This window comes from Mesorhizobium sp. ESP6-5, assembly GCF_020164695.1.
GTDB classification, from domain to species: Bacteria; Pseudomonadota; Alphaproteobacteria; order Rhizobiales; family Rhizobiaceae; genus Mesorhizobium; species Mesorhizobium australicum.
This window is the reverse complement of the sequence record NZ_JAIUGR010000002.1, coordinates 403,493-418,242: the sequence shown is the minus strand read 5'-3', so window position 1 is coordinate 418,242 and position 14,750 is coordinate 403,493. Positions and strand designations below refer to the sequence as shown.

The 14,750-nt window shown below is 60.5% G+C and carries 16 protein-coding genes; 7 read left to right on the top strand and 9 right to left on the bottom strand.

Translation table 11 applies throughout. The features are described 5' to 3' along the window. The first annotated feature begins 61 nt into the window (after window positions 1-61). The 6 genes from LB524_RS04435 (at window position 62) to LB524_RS04410 (ending at window position 4,473) form a co-directional block, all read left to right on the top strand. Window positions 62-952: a type II secretion system F family protein gene (locus LB524_RS04435; protein WP_411909894.1), complete on the top strand. Its 891-nt coding sequence runs from the start codon at window positions 62-64 to the stop codon at window positions 950-952. 54 nt (window positions 953-1,006) lie between these two features. Next, window positions 1,007-1,567: a tetratricopeptide repeat protein gene (locus LB524_RS04430; protein WP_224523920.1), complete on the top strand. Its 561-nt coding sequence runs from the start codon at window positions 1,007-1,009 to the stop codon at window positions 1,565-1,567. A 1-nt stretch (window position 1,568) separates the two neighbouring features. Continuing rightward, the gene (locus LB524_RS04425) at window positions 1,569-2,108 is read left to right on the top strand and encodes a prepilin peptidase (protein WP_224523917.1); all 540 of its coding nucleotides are present in this window, start codon (window positions 1,569-1,571) and stop codon (window positions 2,106-2,108) included. A 296-nt stretch (window positions 2,109-2,404) separates the two neighbouring features. Further along, complete coding sequence (locus LB524_RS04420) at window positions 2,405-3,067, top strand: methyltransferase family protein (protein WP_224523914.1); 663 nt, start codon at window positions 2,405-2,407, stop codon at window positions 3,065-3,067. A 236-nt stretch (window positions 3,068-3,303) separates the two neighbouring features. After that, window positions 3,304-3,612, top strand: a complete 309-nt coding sequence (locus LB524_RS04415; protein WP_140617552.1) for a hypothetical protein — start codon at window positions 3,304-3,306, stop codon at window positions 3,610-3,612. Window positions 3,613-3,978: 366 nt separating this feature from the next. After that, complete coding sequence (locus tag LB524_RS04410; protein ID WP_140793116.1) at window positions 3,979-4,473, top strand: hypothetical protein; 495 nt, start codon at window positions 3,979-3,981, stop codon at window positions 4,471-4,473. A gap of 66 nt (window positions 4,474-4,539) precedes the next feature. On the opposite strand, the gene LB524_RS04405 is transcribed toward LB524_RS04410, so the two are convergent. Then, a complete protein-coding gene (locus LB524_RS04405; RefSeq protein WP_224523911.1) occupies window positions 4,540-6,651 on the bottom strand; it encodes a catalase in 2,112 nt (703 codons plus the stop codon). Window positions 6,652-6,943: 292 nt separating this feature from the next. On the opposite strand from LB524_RS04405, the gene LB524_RS04400 reads away from it, so the two are divergent. Next, a complete protein-coding gene (locus LB524_RS04400) occupies window positions 6,944-7,507 on the top strand; it encodes a sigma-70 family RNA polymerase sigma factor (RefSeq protein ID WP_140793122.1) in 564 nt (187 codons plus the stop codon). Here LB524_RS04400 and LB524_RS04395 read toward each other — a convergent pair whose 3' ends face one another. From LB524_RS04395 to LB524_RS04360, 8 genes are all read right to left on the bottom strand, one after another. Beyond that, a complete protein-coding gene (locus LB524_RS04395) occupies window positions 7,508-7,684 on the bottom strand; it encodes a hypothetical protein (protein WP_015319163.1) in 177 nt (58 codons plus the stop codon). A gap of 110 nt (window positions 7,685-7,794) precedes the next feature. Then, window positions 7,795-8,805, bottom strand: coding sequence for a class I SAM-dependent methyltransferase (locus tag LB524_RS04390; RefSeq protein WP_224523908.1), 1,011 nt, complete (start codon window positions 8,803-8,805; stop codon window positions 7,795-7,797). Window positions 8,806-8,965: 160 nt separating this feature from the next. Continuing rightward, window positions 8,966-9,958: a GNAT family N-acetyltransferase gene (locus LB524_RS04385; protein WP_224523905.1), complete on the bottom strand. Its 993-nt coding sequence runs from the start codon at window positions 9,956-9,958 to the stop codon at window positions 8,966-8,968. Beyond that, a complete protein-coding gene (locus LB524_RS04380) occupies window positions 9,955-11,019 on the bottom strand; it encodes a glycosyltransferase (RefSeq protein ID WP_224523902.1) in 1,065 nt (354 codons plus the stop codon). The genes LB524_RS04385 and LB524_RS04380 overlap by 4 nt, the downstream gene beginning before the upstream one ends. 129 nt (window positions 11,020-11,148) lie before the next feature. Continuing rightward, on the bottom strand, window positions 11,149-12,081 hold the full coding sequence (locus tag LB524_RS04375; RefSeq protein WP_224523899.1) for a beta-xylosidase: 933 nt from the start codon (window positions 12,079-12,081) through the stop codon (window positions 11,149-11,151). Continuing rightward, window positions 12,074-12,835 carry a TIGR04290 family methyltransferase gene (locus LB524_RS04370; RefSeq protein ID WP_224523897.1) on the bottom strand — a complete coding sequence of 254 codons (762 nt, stop codon included), beginning with the start codon at window positions 12,833-12,835 and terminating at the stop codon, window positions 12,074-12,076. Before LB524_RS04370 ends, LB524_RS04375 begins: the two co-directional genes overlap by 8 nt. A 2-nt stretch (window positions 12,836-12,837) precedes the next feature. Beyond that, window positions 12,838-13,641, bottom strand: coding sequence for a sugar phosphate nucleotidyltransferase (locus tag LB524_RS04365; RefSeq protein WP_015319157.1), 804 nt, complete (start codon window positions 13,639-13,641; stop codon window positions 12,838-12,840). Further along, a complete protein-coding gene (locus tag LB524_RS04360; protein ID WP_140823498.1) occupies window positions 13,641-14,741 on the bottom strand; it encodes a glycosyltransferase in 1,101 nt (366 codons plus the stop codon). The genes LB524_RS04365 and LB524_RS04360 overlap by 1 nt, the downstream gene beginning before the upstream one ends. Window positions 14,742-14,750: the final 9 nt, after the last annotated feature.

Here is a 14,750-nt window from a genome sequence, read left to right as displayed (position 1 = left end):
CCTGTTTACGAACGCAGATAACCTGGGGCTCTTGCTCTCAATAACGGTCTTTGTGGCTGCGGTGGCGCTCTTCCTTTTCGGCGGCATTGTCTTCTTGCCGGCACTGCAGACGCGGAAGCTGGTCACGCAAAGCCTTGTAGGAGAACAGATTGCCGATCGGCGGTCGATGCTTGGGGTTGAGCAGCTTGCCAAGATCTCGGCGCAGCGTCCTGTCGAGGCATACTTTCGATCCATGGAGAAGGAGCGGAATGAACCAAGCGCATTGGAAGCAAAGCTGTTTCGCGCGGGGTTCTACCAGCCAAGCGCCCCGGTAATTTATACATTATCTCGCTTGGCGGCTGTCTGTTTAGGCTTCGCCTTGACCTACACACTTCTGTCGCGGGTACTGCCATCTCAGCTTTCGGGATTTATCACCTTTGCAGGGTCCTCTCTTCTCGGGTTGGCCTGCATAGTCATCCCAAGCATCGCGCTGGACAGGTTTGAGAATAAGCAAAGGCAGATCTATCGTCGCGGCTTTCCCGATTTCATGGACATGATGATCACCTGTGCGGACGCTGGCATGAGTCTGGAAGCGGCGGTCGAGCGTGTTGGTGGCGAACTGGCCGGCACCCACAAATGGCTCGGAATACAGCTTTCGATCATGAATCTGCAATTGCGCGCCGGAAAACCTCTGCGCGAAGCATTGCGTGAACTGTCCGATCGCGTCGGACTTGAGGAAGCGCGGGCGCTGGCCGTTCTTTTCCGGCAATCTGAGGAACTCGGCACCAGTTTGACGGACGCTTTGCGCGTCTACAGCGATGAAATGCGCGGACAGAGAATTCTGAATGCGGAGGAGCGTGCCAATTCTCTGCCGGTCAAGATGATGATTCCGTTGGGGCTGTGCATCTTCCCGGTGGTGATGATGGTCATCATCTTACCGGCCGTTATTCGCATGAAGGGCATTTTCTTCTAAATGGGTATATGCTTTGATTCTAAAATAGGGTCGCAGGACTCTTGGGGGATAAAAATGACAGGGCCAATGCGCCTCGCAACCGTCGTCGCTGCCACTCTGCTGATGGCTGCGCTTGCCGGCTGCCAGACAAACGGTGCGGACACCACTGGCGGTGTCGTGCGCACCAACGAACCCTCGAAAGGCGATGTGACGTCGTTTGGCGATGCTTTCGACGGATTGAAGACCGTCGGCGACGTCGAATATTACGCCTCGGACCAGGCCGTGGCCGAGGCCAAGAACCAGTTCCGCGCCGAAAACTACGGTAATTCCGGCGCCTTGTTCTTCAAGGCGACGCAGCTGGCCCCGAATGATGGCGGCGCCTGGATGGGTTTGGCCGCTTCCTGCGACCGCATCCACCGCTTCGACCTTGCCGACCGAGCCTATGCCAGGGCCTTTAAGCTGGTTGGCGCGTCGCCCGAATACTACAACAATATCGGCTATTCCTACCTACTGCGCGGCAAGCTGCAGGACGCGCGCGGCAATTTCCTCAAAGCCTACGAGCTGGCGCCGAAGGACCCGACTGTCGCCAACAATTTGAAGCTTTTGTCGTCAAGCGTGCAAAATATCGAGCGCTAGCATGCTGCTTGTCGAAGCACTGCTGTTGAAGGCCCTCGCCATCCCTCTGCTCGCACGGATTGCCTGGTTCGACTTCACCACCCAGAAGATAGCCAATCGCGATGTGCTGTTGCTCCTGTGCTTGGGAGGGGGATCGCTGTTGCTGCTGTGGCTCCAGTCCGGATCGTGGTGGGATATGGGGCTGAGCGCCGTGGCGGGGCTTCTGCTGTTTGTCGCTCTCTTCCCGTTCTGGACGTTGCGCAAGATCGGCGCCGGCGATGTCAAGATGATGACGGTCGTGCCACTCTTGATCGGTGGAAACGCCCTCATCCTGTTTTCAGTTCTGTTGATGGTTTTTGCTATTGTCACGGCCGTAGTCGTGAAAATTCCGTTTATGCTGCCGCAAGGCGCATTCCGCCTTTATGTTCAATATCTGGACCGTAAGGGGGTCGTGCCGTTTGGGGTGCCGATTTCCTTGGCCACGGTCTGCACGATAGCCTTCGAAATCTACAAAACCGTGATGATTGCGACCAGTTCCGGAATCCTGAATCAGCTCAATTGAGCCGAGGCAGTTCGCATTATTGAATGAGGCGCGCGCCATCCTGCCGCATTCACAGGCAACGCCAACCAAAACGCAAACGTCGCGCTGTGAGGATTGAGCGCGATCGCCAGTATGGCTGAAATTGCAATCGAGATCGGTGCCAGGATACGAAGCACGGGAAGAAGGTTTGGCATTTGGCCACGATAGGCCTAACAGATTAATCAAAAGTTGAGACGGCATGGCCGTTAACTCTTTGCAAACCATCTTCTTGCCGTGGAACGGAAGTGATGTTTCAATGAATCCTGGGAGGGGGCGAAATGTTCAACGAGGATTTTTTTGGCCGTATTGCCATCGTCTCCGTCATGACGATTTTGGCGACGTCCGGCGCGATACCTCTTTTCCTCTATTTCCATCAGGGAACCTCAGCAAGTTCGCTCGCCATCGTCACTCAGCTGGCATCGACCGTGTTTCTGTTGTTGCAGCTTGTGATGACAATTGCCCGCCTTCCGCCTAAGGGAATTGCGCAAGGAATCGAACCGAGAGTAACTTCGGTAGCTGGAACATTTATGATCCTGCTCGCATTGAGCCTGACGCCGGCATTGCAAAATGAGGCAGCTCAAGTCACGGCTCTCTGCTTGGTCTTCATCGGTACGGCCAGTTCGACCTTCTGTCTTTATTGGCTTGGTCGTTCTTTCTCTCTCATGGCCACAGCTCGGCGCCTTGTTACCACTGGCCCGTACTCCATTGTACGGCATCCACTGTACATCTGCGAGGCGGTGTTCGTTGCCGGGATGATCCTCTCGCATTTTTCATTGCTGATGGTGGCCCTGGGTGCGCTTCAGTTTCTTCTGCAGTACCGGCGCGCCCGCAACGAGGAAGGTATCCTTCGACAGACCTTCCCTGAATATGAGGCATATGCCCAACGCGTCCCAATGCTGCTCCCGCGTTTCCGTCGAGCGGCGCCTGCACCCGGCCACTGATGTCCTATCGTCTTGAGGGAAGCCGCATGGCGCATTAAGGCGCGATCACGCGCTCGATCTGAGTGGCGACCAAGCGGTCATCGCCGACCCCTGCAAGCAAACCCAGGCGTGCCGAAAGCGTTCGCATCGGCACAAGAACCCATCCATGAGAATTTCGCTGAAGAGCGTTTCACTCGGAACATATCTGGGAAAGACAGGTTTGGTGGAAGCAGTACACAACCAAAGGAGATGCTCCGATGATCACCAAACTTCTCTCCGCCACCGTGCTTACGGTCGCTCTGGCCACGTCGGCAATGGCACAGTCGAACGGCACCGGTTCAGGCTCGACGTCCGGCGCCACCAGTGGCGGCAATGGGACCACGACCGGCACTGGCGTCGGCACAGGCTCCGGTGCGACGACCACGCCCGCCGACCCGAGCACGACAAACTCGACAACCAAGTCGAACGGCATGACCGACCGCTGCAAGGATGCCGCGGGCAACGACATCGACAACAACACCGCCAGCGGCAACACGACGTCGAACATGCAGAACTGCAACAAATGAGCCACCGGCTCGGAGCGCCGCCCGAAGTCGTTCTTCTCCCTGGGGGCGACTGATCGGGCGGTGTTCTTGCTGCGGGGGCGCCGATGAGCCGCGATGGCGTCAGGCAACGCCGTCCGCTCGATCGGGTTGGCAGGCGCGTGCCGGACCTGCATCCTTCATCACAAGAAATCGTGACATGTTGGAAAGCGGCCGCCGGCGCCTTGCGGGAGAACCGGCTCATCAAGACCAGTCACGCAAGATCATGGACGGTTCCGGAGGCCGGCAAGCTGGTTCCGGTAGGTCGCTGGACATGAAGTATGTTCAGGCGTGGTGGAACATCGGCGATCAACTGTCGTTGACACGCTCGTGAGAGAAAGGACACCGTCCATGTCAAAATTCCAGGCTGCCACTCCGGATCGTCTGCGGCAACTCAAGCTTGAAGCGTCGGCTTACTTCACCCCGATGATGCTGCACGAGGCATTGCTGCGCCTTTCCCATGCCTGCGGCGGTGAAAGCCTTGGGCGGTTCGAGAAGGCCATGGTCGATCAGATAGAGGCGACGAAGGACGATCGGCCCGATTTCGAAACGATCAAGGAATTCGCGATCGAGCAGCTTTATGCCTTGATCCGCGAAGCCAATGAGTCACCAAAGAAGAAACAGTCGCTGGAGAAGATGGATACACGCAGGACGCCTGGCCGCTCCGAAGAACCGCAGACGCTCGAGGATCAACTGCAGGCCGGGTTGGAGGATTCTTTTCCGGCAAGCGACCCTCCGGCGGTGGTGTCCACGGCAATTCCAGGCGGAGCAAAGAAGCTGGTCGGGACCGACGAGGTCCTGAAACAGCAGCGAGAACAGGCCGCCAGAGAGGCCCGCCAACCATAGGGCCTTGGCATGCTGCATACCGGCCTTGCAGCCATGCGCCGGTGTGACAGCGCATGGCTCTCCGCATCAAAGCTTGACGGCGGTCTCCCGTGCCCACAGCCGCAGTTTGCGGCACGCCTCTATAAACGTCTTCACGGAACCTGCGGTATCAAGCCCGATCAGTCCCTCATCGGCATCGGGCGCCACGCCCGCCTTGGCCAGGAGAGGTTGGGCTGCCGCTGTGAAGCCGATGAATTTGCAATGGGCGAAGGCATCTGACACGAAGTCCCTCGCGGCCGCCTCGTCGAGCAGCATCTCGGCACCCTCCTCGGAAAGGAGCAGCACCACGGCGTCGAACAACACAGACGGGCCGCCGTCGATCATGTGCCTGGCCTCGATGTGGCTGCCGTCAGCCGCGTCGACGCCGCCCACCTTGGGCGCGATCACCTCCATCACCGCGCCCTCCGTTTCGATGGCGGAACGGAGCTCTTCGAACAGCGCGGTGTCGGTTCCATTGCTAAGCAAGACGCCGACTTTGCGGCCCTTGAAACTGTCAGGCCCGTTCTCGATGATGCTGAGCGCCGGCGAAGGCGGCAGGTCGTCGCGCGTCGGAACGGCTGCCTCCGCAGGGTCGGGCATATTCCGAATGCCGAGCTTGTCGGCGACGGTGGTCGCCAAGGTTTCGTCGATGTTCAGCAGATGCGAAACCATGCGTTCGCGGATCGCCGGTGCCTGGACCTTGCTCAATTCGAAGGTCAGCGCCATGGCGATGTGGCGCTGCTCCGGCGGTGTCTGGCTGTTGAAGAATTGCCGGGCCTGGCTGTAGTGATCGGCGAAGCTTTCCGCGCGCAGACGCACCTTCTGCCCTTCCTCGGCATCAGCGAAGGAACGAAAGCCGCGTTGCGGATCCTCGCGCGGTCCCAGCCCCCATGAATTCGGTTCATAGTTGGCGCGACCGACCGGATTGCGCATAGCCATGTGTCCGTCCTGTTGGAAATGGGCGAACGGGCACTTCGGCGCATTGATCGGGAGATGGGTAAAGTTCGGGCTGCCCAGCCGTTTCAACTGGGTATCGAGATAGGAGAAGTTGCGGCCCTGCAGAAGCGGATCGTTGGAGAAGTCAATTCCGGGCGGCACATTCTGCGTCATGAAGGCAACCTGCTCGGTCTCCGCGAAGAAATTATCCGGCATCCGGTCAAGCACCAGCCGCCCGACCGGGATTGGTTCGAGCACCTCTTCAGGAATGATCTTGGTTGCGTCCAGAATGTCGAAGTCGAAGCTGTCGGCAAACGCCTGATCGAACAATTGCACCGTCAACTCCCATTCCGGGAAATTGCCGGACTGGATGGCGTCCCACAGATCGCGACGGTGAAAGTCTGGATCGGCGCCATTGATCTTGACCGCCTCATTCCAGACCACCGATTGCATGCCGAGCTTTGGCTTCCAGATGAATTTGACGAAGGTGGATTCGTCTTTCGCGTTGACCAGGCGGAACGTGTGGACGCCAAAGCCCTGCATGAAGCGGAAGGAGCGCGGGATCGCGCGATCCGACATGATCCACATCACCATGTGCATCGATTCCGGCATCAGGCTGATGAAGTCCCAGAAATTATCGTGAGCGGTCTGGGCTTGAGGAAAGGCCCGGTCCGGCTCCTGTTTGGCGGCATGGATCAGGTCGGGAAACTTGATCGCATCCTGGATGAAGAAGACTGGGATATTGTTGCCGACCAGATCCCAATTGCCTTCCCTGGTGTAGAGCTTGACCGCGAAGCCGCGGACGTCGCGGGCGAGATCGAACGAGCCCTTGTTGCCGGCAACCGTCGAGAAGCGCACGAAAGCCGGTGTCTTTTCGCCGGCCCTCTGGAAAATATCGGCACGTGTGTATTTGGCCAGAGACTCGTAGGTCTCGAAGTAACCATGCGCGCCGTAGCCGCGGGCATGGACGACCCTTTCGGGAATGCGTTCGTGGTCGAAGTGGAAAATCTTCTCGCGAAAATGAGAGTCCTCGATCAGCGCTGGTCCGCGTTCGCCGATCCGCAATGTGTTTTGATCGTCGGAGACCGGTGTTCCGAGCGCCGTGGTCAGAGTGGGCGTCTCACCCCCGGCGATCTGGTGCAATTCCCCGCCGTTTCCGCGCGCGCTATCCGGTTCCTGACCACTTGCCGATTGGCGAGCGGAGCGACGGGCGGATTTGGCCATGACATATCCTCGTTTTGATGCCGGAGGGGGGTGGAAGTACTCAGGACGTCAAACTGCCGGTGCGCGGCTTTGTTCCCGTGAAAGAACCGCTGCGCGCGCGTGCATCGCCCAAGGCGCCATCCCTATCGCGGCGACGGCATGGGCCGATTGGGTAAGATGCCCCCGCTGCGCGGAATTTCTGAAGAGTTGTCTTCAGCGCGAGGAACGAACCAAACTTCCATGCATTTAGCAGGGGCTGCGTTCATACACTCTTCTTCTGGGAGCTGGACCATTGTCATCCGGAGGCTACATTTTGGCCGACCAAGAAACCAATGAAGTTTCCATCGTTGAGCTCATACCCGCCATGCGGGCTTTCGCGCGCACCTTCTGCCGCGTCCCCGACGATGCCGACGATCTGGTACAGGAGACACTGACCAAGGGTCTCGCCAACATCGACAAGTTCGAACCCGGCACACGCATGAAGTCGTGGCTCTTCACCATCATGCGCAACACGTACTACACCCGGGTCAAGATCGCTGCCCGGGAAGCGCCAGGCCTGCTCGACTGCGCGTCGTCCCGACCGATTTCGGAAGCCACCCAGGAATGGAGCGTCCAAAGCAAGGAAGTCCACGCCGCCATACAAAAGCTACCGGAACACCAACGCGAGGTTCTGATGCTGATTGGCGTTCTGGGGGTGAGTTATGAAGAAACGGCCGAGATATGCGGCTGCGCGGTGGGGACGGTAAAAAGTCGGCTGAACCGTGCCCGCGCCAATATTCTCGAGTTGCTTGGGGAGAGTTCGTTGCAGACACTGATCGAAAGACGAAATCATCTATCGGATGGTCAACTCGATATAGAGGGCGACAGCCGCAGATAGTCAGTTCTGCACGTCACGTCGACGTTTCTCAACCAGCGCGTTTTGCAACTCCATGGCCAGCCTGGTTAGCCGGTCTGGAATTTTTTCCTGCTCTATGGCGTCCAGGAGAGAAGTGATCTCCTGATCCATGGCCAGACCGAATTGCGGGTCCGCGGTATCGTCGCTCGAATGAGACATCCATATTCTCTTGATAACCAGCAGTCCCTGACTTTAGTGTGGTGACAAACGCCGGACATTACAAGGCGATGTCCGCCGCCGGCAGGGTTGCCGCCAATCCTTGCACAGCTTTATTTCCTTGGCCTTACGCTGCAGGCAAAGGACATGGGGTGACGGCGTTCTTCGGCGCCTGGCCGGCGGCATGGATCCTGATATTGATCGGACTTGACGAGATTGCGGTCCAGCCCGCGCTCATCGCCGTGCTGCTTCCCGCAGCCGATCTTTCTTGCCGCGGGTGCCATGATTTCCTCCTTCGAGTCGGTGCCGATCTTCGGCGCCTCTGGTTCGACGTCAGAACTGGCGGCGCGCAGTAATGTTCCGCCGCCTCGAGCAAGTAGGAAAGCCTCGCCATCCCATGATCGAAACGGCTTCTCGCCATTGATGACGACCCGCATTTGGTGAGCGTCCGCCAGGCGGCCGACATCAGCGCGGTCCCACGAAAGCGATCCGCGATATGAATAGTTCAGCAAGGCGAGCCAGCCAGGCCGTTTCAGAACGCGTGCGATCTCATCGAAATGCCCCTCGGCCATGCCGGCCAGAACCAGATAAGGAAAGCTGTCAACCGCCAGCACGCAATCGAAACTGCCGTCGTCGAATTCGCTCAAATCGAGACCGGAGGTTTGCCGCAACTCGACATTGCCCAGCGCGGTGCACCGCTCGGAGGCGATGGAGATCATCCGCGAGGATATGTCGATGCCGACCATGCGGTTGAAGGAGTTGGAAAGCGCATGCTCGAAACGGCCGATGCCACAACCAATGTCCAGAATATCCCGGCGGGTTCCGGAGAAGTCCTGCTGCTTGAGCCAGGCGACGACTTCGTCGGTCGTGGCTGAGAGCCTTTCCTCATCCCCTAAGGATGCGAGCTGGACACTTGCTGTCTCCGAAATCGCTGCCGCCGCATCGAAGCTCGAGGCCAGCCGCGTGACGACGGCGGCACCGGTCTCCCCGTCGTCGCGTGTGTGCCGAACGGCCGCTCCCGTCGCTCGCAATGTGGCAAAAACATCTGGCTTGCGGCGAAGCAACCCGGCTATCTCTTGCAGCCTTTCCGCGTCTCGCGCATTCGACGGAACGATATCCAGCACGATCTTTGCCAGGTCCGCCGCCCTGATCCCCGTCTGCAGGTGAAGCGCCAGCCTGGCGACGACTGCTTCGGCGCAGACACCACCCGCCATGCAGTCTTCAACAGCCGATCTGATCGTAGTGCGGCGCGGAGCGGATTTTGGCTTGGTTGCAGGCATGGTATCAACTCCGCGTCCAGACCCTGCGCATCGTCCACCTGTCGATGGCGCCCCAGCCATATTTGTAGGCTTCCTGGCCGCGCAGGAAATCGAACTCGCGCGCACCTTCGCGGATCGATTCCGCGATCGCGTGGCCGATCAGGATCGCCCCTGGGCTCTCTTCGGCATAGGCGGGGTCGAAGCCTCCGAGATAGGCATAGGCACGACCGCGATGGTGGAAGCCGTAATAGGCCCCGACCGTCCTGCCATCGATTGCCAAAAGCCAGCATCGGACCAGGCCGCGAGCGTCGAGCAAGGGAAGTGAGCGCCTGTGGAATTCCTCTGCAGCCGCGTCGGCCAACACGCCACCTCCGTGTCCGGCCCAGCGCGCGTCGTGCAGGCGGATCAACTGATCGAGGAAGGTTTGAGGATCGCCTCGTGCCGACGACAACGCGATCCGGCCGCGTCTGGATGCGGCCTGCCGCGCCCGTCGCAACTGGCGCCGGCGCCGGGAGGGTACACAGCCTGCAAGGGTATCGTCTCCGGCGATGGCGAGCACGGGGCAAGCACCATGAGTGGCTGGCCGCCCCGCCTTCAGATCGGGATGCGCAATCGCAAGACCGGCGCCGCCTTCCGGCAAATCCGACAGGATCCACTGCGACCAGCCGACCGAGAGGATCTTTTCGGCAACAATGGCCGCGACCTGGTTTTCGACGCCGGGAACACACAGGATATCCAGATAGTCGCTGAGCGAAATGCCGACCGGAAGAAGTTTCGAGCCGGCGGTCCCGTGCTCCAGATAAAGCGGCGCCAGCCCTATCAGTTCGCTTCCGCGCCAGACCGCGACCGTCGCCAGGTCGCCGGGCCCGAATGTGCGCCACCATGGCACCAGCCACGCAGGAGATTGAAACGGCGTCGCCGAGGAACTCTGCTCCCACAGTCCCCACCAATCCGCCGCAAGCGTATCGAATTGCGCCGGATCATCGATGATCTCGCCGCGCAACACAGACTTGCTCACGGTGTGACGGCGAGGCGCCCGGCATCGGTGCCAAGTCGTGCCAGCGCCTGATAGGCATCCATGTAAGACGAGATCATTCGCTCCAGCGAGAACCGCCGTCGCGCCTCGGCGCGGCATGTCTCGACGTCCAGGCTTGACGCCGCAACGATGGCTTGTGCCATCTCGTCGACCGTATTGACGAGAAAACCGGTCTTGCCGTGCTCGATCACGTCCGGAAGCGCACCATTCGGAAAGGCGATCACCGGTGTGCCGCAGGCCAGCGCCTCCATGGCGACAAGGGAGCTGGTCTCGGCGGCAAGGCTCGGGATGACCAGACAGCGTGCTGCGTTGAGAAAGCGCCGCTTGGCGGTGAAACCGAGCGGACCAAGAAAGCGGCGGCGGCCGTCGAGGCGAGGTTGGACCTCGTCGTGAAAGTAACGCGTGTGCGTTTCATAGGGATAGACCTTACCGCCGACAACCAGCGGTACACCTGCCTGCTTGGCCGCGTCCAGCGCCAGGTGGATGCCCTTTTCCGGGCAGATGCGGCTCAGGACCAGTGCGAAGTCGCGCTTCGGCTGCAGCAGGCTGAGCGCCTCTATGTCTACTCCATTCGGAATTGGCGGGGCCAGTTTGGCGCCGGGTGGCGCGGTTTTCTGCTGGGCGGCCGAGACTGCATGAAGCCACAGGTCGTCGCGCGTCGGCTGCAAGGCCCCGGCCGGATACCAGTCCAGCGGCAGGTGAAGGGTCACCAAGGTCGGGCCATCGTCGGGCAGATAGGCATCGAAATCGATGCCATGCAGATGAACCACATCGATCGGCCATCTGGCGCGGGCAGCCGCGATCGCGGTTCGATGAGCCTGCTGCGCGCGGCTCTTCGCCGCCTCGTCGAGCACGCCGCCTTCCGCCGGTGTTTCCACAAGCGTGCCGCTCGCGCTGGAGCCCCGGCAGCCGACGACAATAGACCGATGACCCGCGCCGACCAGTGCCCGATCGAGCATCGACAGGACCTGTTCGGCACCCCCGACCGCATCCGGTCCGACAGGCGCGAGGGGATAGGCGACATTGAGGACGGTGAGCGTCATGGCCGGCCGAGCCATGGTGCGGGGTGGACGAGGGCGGTTGCGCACGACCTGGCGCCGATCTCGAAGGGGCCGAGAGCCTTGACTTCGGTCAGTGCATCCAATGATCGCGGACCGGGTCGCATGAGAGCCTCACGCAGCCGAGGCCCGCTGCGTCGGGAGCGAGGCGGACATCATGCCGGGCGCGTAGCGGCGGATCATCGTTGCACAGAACTCGGCGAATTCCTCGGGCACCAGCGGAGGGCTGGTGTGGTGAGGCATCATTCCGCGATGCTCGGGCGTGAAGCAGAAGGTGACCGTGACGTCGAAAGCGGCGAGTGCTTCCATCTGTCGGTCGAACCAGTCCAACGCATTCGGCCTGAAGCTATCGGCCCAGGAAAGCCCCGTGCGCATATTGGTCACGCCGAGCCGCTTCATCCAGGCGACGGCATCGTCCAGCCGCGGGTCCTCGAAATGAAACCACTGCACCAGGCCCATTGCGGGTGTGTAGCGTAGGAATTCTTCCAACGCCGGTTTTGGCGTACCGTCCTGGCGCAGCAGCCCCATGTGGAAATGGCGGTAATAGGAAGATCCCTCCGCCTCGCGATGCCGCGTCGTTGCTTCCCATTCGCGCGGAAGGTCATAGAGGCTGTACCACTGGATTCGCGGTGCGTTGCCGAGCAGCAATTCGGCGGTGCGCTTGAGCCCCCAGACCTGTATTTCCTCGGCCCCGAAGGTCGATACGCCGACCTCGCTGACCCAGATGGGGAGGTTGGTGACGGTCGCGATCTCACCGATCTTCTGCGGCCATTCCTGAATTTGCCACAGGTTCCAGTCGAGGGGAAAGCCGTGAACAGCGACGGCGTCGACATGGTCCAGCACGCCGAATTCCTTCATGCGCGTGATAAAGCCGGGGTCTATCGGCGAGATGCCGCCAAGCACTTTTGTCAGAGCCGGGTTCTCGGATGCGATCGCGTCCGCCGACAGGACTGCCATCCTGGCAAAGCGGCTCCAATCGGGGTCGAGCTCGGGGTCCCAATGCGATTTGTTGTTGGGCTCGTTCCAGATCATCGCGGCTTCAATCATGGAGCTTTCCTTTCGACGGATATATCGCGCCGCTGCCGGCCGGATCGCCGGCAGCGCGGCAGAAATAGACCTCCTGCTCGGGATGCAGAACGATCTCGAAACCGGCGCTGCGCAGCATCGCTTCGGTGCAGGCCCGGTTCGGTATCCACCAGTTGGTCGGATCGTCGGCATAACGGTGTTCAATGAAATGCAGCTTGGGAAATTCCGGCTGGTCGAACAAATCATGCGTCCAGAAATGATAGTTCTCTTCCAATGCGGGTAGGTCCTTGCTGCCGCGCTGCATGGACTGAAAGATCATCAGGTCGACGGCGACGTGCTCACGGATCAGGTCGAGCGCGAGCAAGGGGTGGCGCAAATGGTAAAGCACTCCCATGAAGAGCACGACATCGAATGTCTCGCGCAGGGCACCGACGTCGTAGACCGACAGCTTCTGGAATTCGATATCACAGTCCGCGATCTCGGCGGCAAAGCGGGCCTGCGCCAGATAGGCCTCGTCGAAATCGATCCCGAGGACACGGGCGGCGCCCCGCCGTTTCATCTCGATCGAGTAGAAGCCGGCATTGCAGCCAATATCCAGCACGGTCTTGCCGGTCAGATCAGCGGGTATGGCATCGGCGAATTTGCGCCATTTGATCAGCGGGTAGTTGCCGAGAAAGTGGTCGGGCGCGGTTTCGACGCCGGCCAGGTCCATATTGTGGAACCACGGGCCGAGCGCGTCGATGCGCCGGCGGATTTCAGCATGGGAATGCAACATGGTCAGGCTCCTTCGCCCGGAACGACAGGCACATGCGAATGCGCGCCGGGCATGATCGTTGCGGGCTGGTGATGAGCTGACGGGACGCCGTTTTCAAGCAACCGCAGAGCTGTGCGATACCCATTGAAAGTACCGACATCGACATAAGCGGACCCTGCCTTGACCCCATAGGCCACACCCCCGCCCGCAAGGTAGGCGTTGATCAACGTGCCGATATATTCGTCACGACCATCCCGCTCGCGCCAGAGTGCAGCAAGCCGATGCAGGATATGGCCGGGCATCTTGAACGCGCCCCAAACCCAGTTCGTGGCGGCGTCCTGCCGCTTGACCTGGATTTCGATCACCCGCTCGTCATCATCGGTAACGACGGCGTCGAAGAATTCCGGGCTATCCACCGGGAAGAGCAGAAATGAAAGCTGATCGTCAGGCAAGTGACAGAAACCGTCCTCGGGAAACCAGATCGTGTCTGGAAGGCCGACGAGGACGACCTCGTCGGGCGCGACGAGGGGCGCTGCCCGGAAAATCGCATCGCAGAGACCTACGGGTTGGGGCTGCACCACGAAGAGCGCTGCCGCCTCACCATAGCCGGCGGCATAATATTCGAGGATGTCGGATTTGCCCGATCCGATGATGAAGCAAATCTTGTCGACGCCGGCCTGGACCATGCGCCGTACCAGATACTCGCTCACGGCGCAGGGACGTTCGGTCTGTCCGTCGATCCTGCTGCCGACCGGCAGCAGCTCCTTCGAGAAGCCGAGCGGTTGAATGCGGCTGCCGCGTCCGGCAGCAGGCACGATGCCCAACATCAGACTGCTTCCTTCATCGGTTCACCGACTGGGTTTCGCAAGGCATCGGCCAGGATTTTGTCCAGTTCCGCTGCGCGCTTGGCGGAAGTGTGCTCGCCCAAGACCCGTTCGCGGGCTCGCCTTCGAATGCCGTCGAGTTCGAACTCCGGCAATTGCATTGCCGCGACCACATCATCCGTGTCGCGCGCCAACAGCACTTCGCGGCCGGGTTCGAAGAATTCCGCGAGGCCTGGCCATGCGTCGGTGACGATGGCAGCCCCACACGCGGCCGCTTCGAAGAGCCGTCCCGAGGGGCACCAGCCCTTTTGCGCCATCGCTTCGCGGGTGACGTTCAGTGTCAGCCGCGACGAGGAGAAGAACGCCGGATGGTCGGCGGGCGGCAGATGCCTGACGAAGAAGATGTTGTCGCTCCATGGGAATTCCTGCGGATATTGTGCGCCGCCGATGATGAAGCGCTGGTCGGGCAGGCGCGCGGCCGGGCGGACCAGAAGCTTTTCGACGCCGGCCTGGCGATCCGCCGCGTAGGTCCCGAGATAGGACAGATCACCGGCGAATTCGGCCCGCTTCTCTGCCGGCCGGTGCTGGTCCGGATCGACATGCCCGTAGAGCGGCATCACGCGGCGCGCGCCCAGCACCGTCTTCAGCGCCTCGATCGCCGGGCCGCCGGTGTAGCTCAGGACGAGGTCGTAGTCGGCAAGGCCTTCAGGTCCGAAATAGGGCGGACGCTCACCTTGTTCGACGCGGGCAAGCGTGACTGGAGTATCGAGATCGTAAAAGGCTCGCAGTCCGCGGCATGCCTGCTGCGCGAGGCGCGAAGCCTCGACGGCGTCGGGACAATAAGAGGTGACGACCACGACATCCGCTTGCTTCATCGCCCGTTCCGCGACGCGGCGGATGTCCTCCCAGTCCGGATAGATGACGACGTTGCCTCCATCGAGTTGATCCAGATCGCGGGTCCCGGCATAATAGGGGGTGTCGCGTTCGAAAAAGGTGATCGACCAGCCCAGCCGGGCGAGGGCGCGGATCAGCCCACGCCACAGCGTGGCATGGCCGTTTCCCCATGAAGACGTGACGGTAAGACCGAAAATGACCATCCGCATGGGGAATTT

Coding starts and splice junctions, on each gene's coding strand:
- LB524_RS04415 (WP_140617552.1), top strand. CDS start 3,304: ATGATCACCAAACTTCTCTCCGCCACCGTGCTTACGGTCGCTCTGGCC.
- LB524_RS04395 (WP_015319163.1), bottom strand. CDS start 7,684: ATGTCTCATTCGAGCGACGATACCGCGGACCCGCAATTCGGTCTGGCC.
- LB524_RS04425 (WP_224523917.1), top strand. CDS start 1,569: ATGCTGCTTGTCGAAGCACTGCTGTTGAAGGCCCTCGCCATCCCTCTG.
- LB524_RS04405 (WP_224523911.1), bottom strand. CDS start 6,651: ATGGCCAAATCCGCCCGTCGCTCCGCTCGCCAATCGGCAAGTGGTCAG.
- LB524_RS04370 (WP_224523897.1), bottom strand. CDS start 12,835: ATGTTGCATTCCCATGCTGAAATCCGCCGGCGCATCGACGCGCTCGGC.
- LB524_RS04420 (WP_224523914.1), top strand. CDS start 2,405: ATGTTCAACGAGGATTTTTTTGGCCGTATTGCCATCGTCTCCGTCATG.
- LB524_RS04375 (WP_224523899.1), bottom strand. CDS start 12,081: ATGATTGAAGCCGCGATGATCTGGAACGAGCCCAACAACAAATCGCAT.
- LB524_RS04360 (WP_140823498.1), bottom strand. CDS start 14,741: ATGCGGATGGTCATTTTCGGTCTTACCGTCACGTCTTCATGGGGAAAC.
- LB524_RS04380 (WP_224523902.1), bottom strand. CDS start 11,019: ATGACGCTCACCGTCCTCAATGTCGCCTATCCCCTCGCGCCTGTCGGA.
- LB524_RS04430 (WP_224523920.1), top strand. CDS start 1,007: ATGACAGGGCCAATGCGCCTCGCAACCGTCGTCGCTGCCACTCTGCTG.
- LB524_RS04410 (WP_140793116.1), top strand. CDS start 3,979: ATGTCAAAATTCCAGGCTGCCACTCCGGATCGTCTGCGGCAACTCAAG.
- LB524_RS04365 (WP_015319157.1), bottom strand. CDS start 13,641: ATGTTGGGCATCGTGCCTGCTGCCGGACGCGGCAGCCGCATTCAACCG.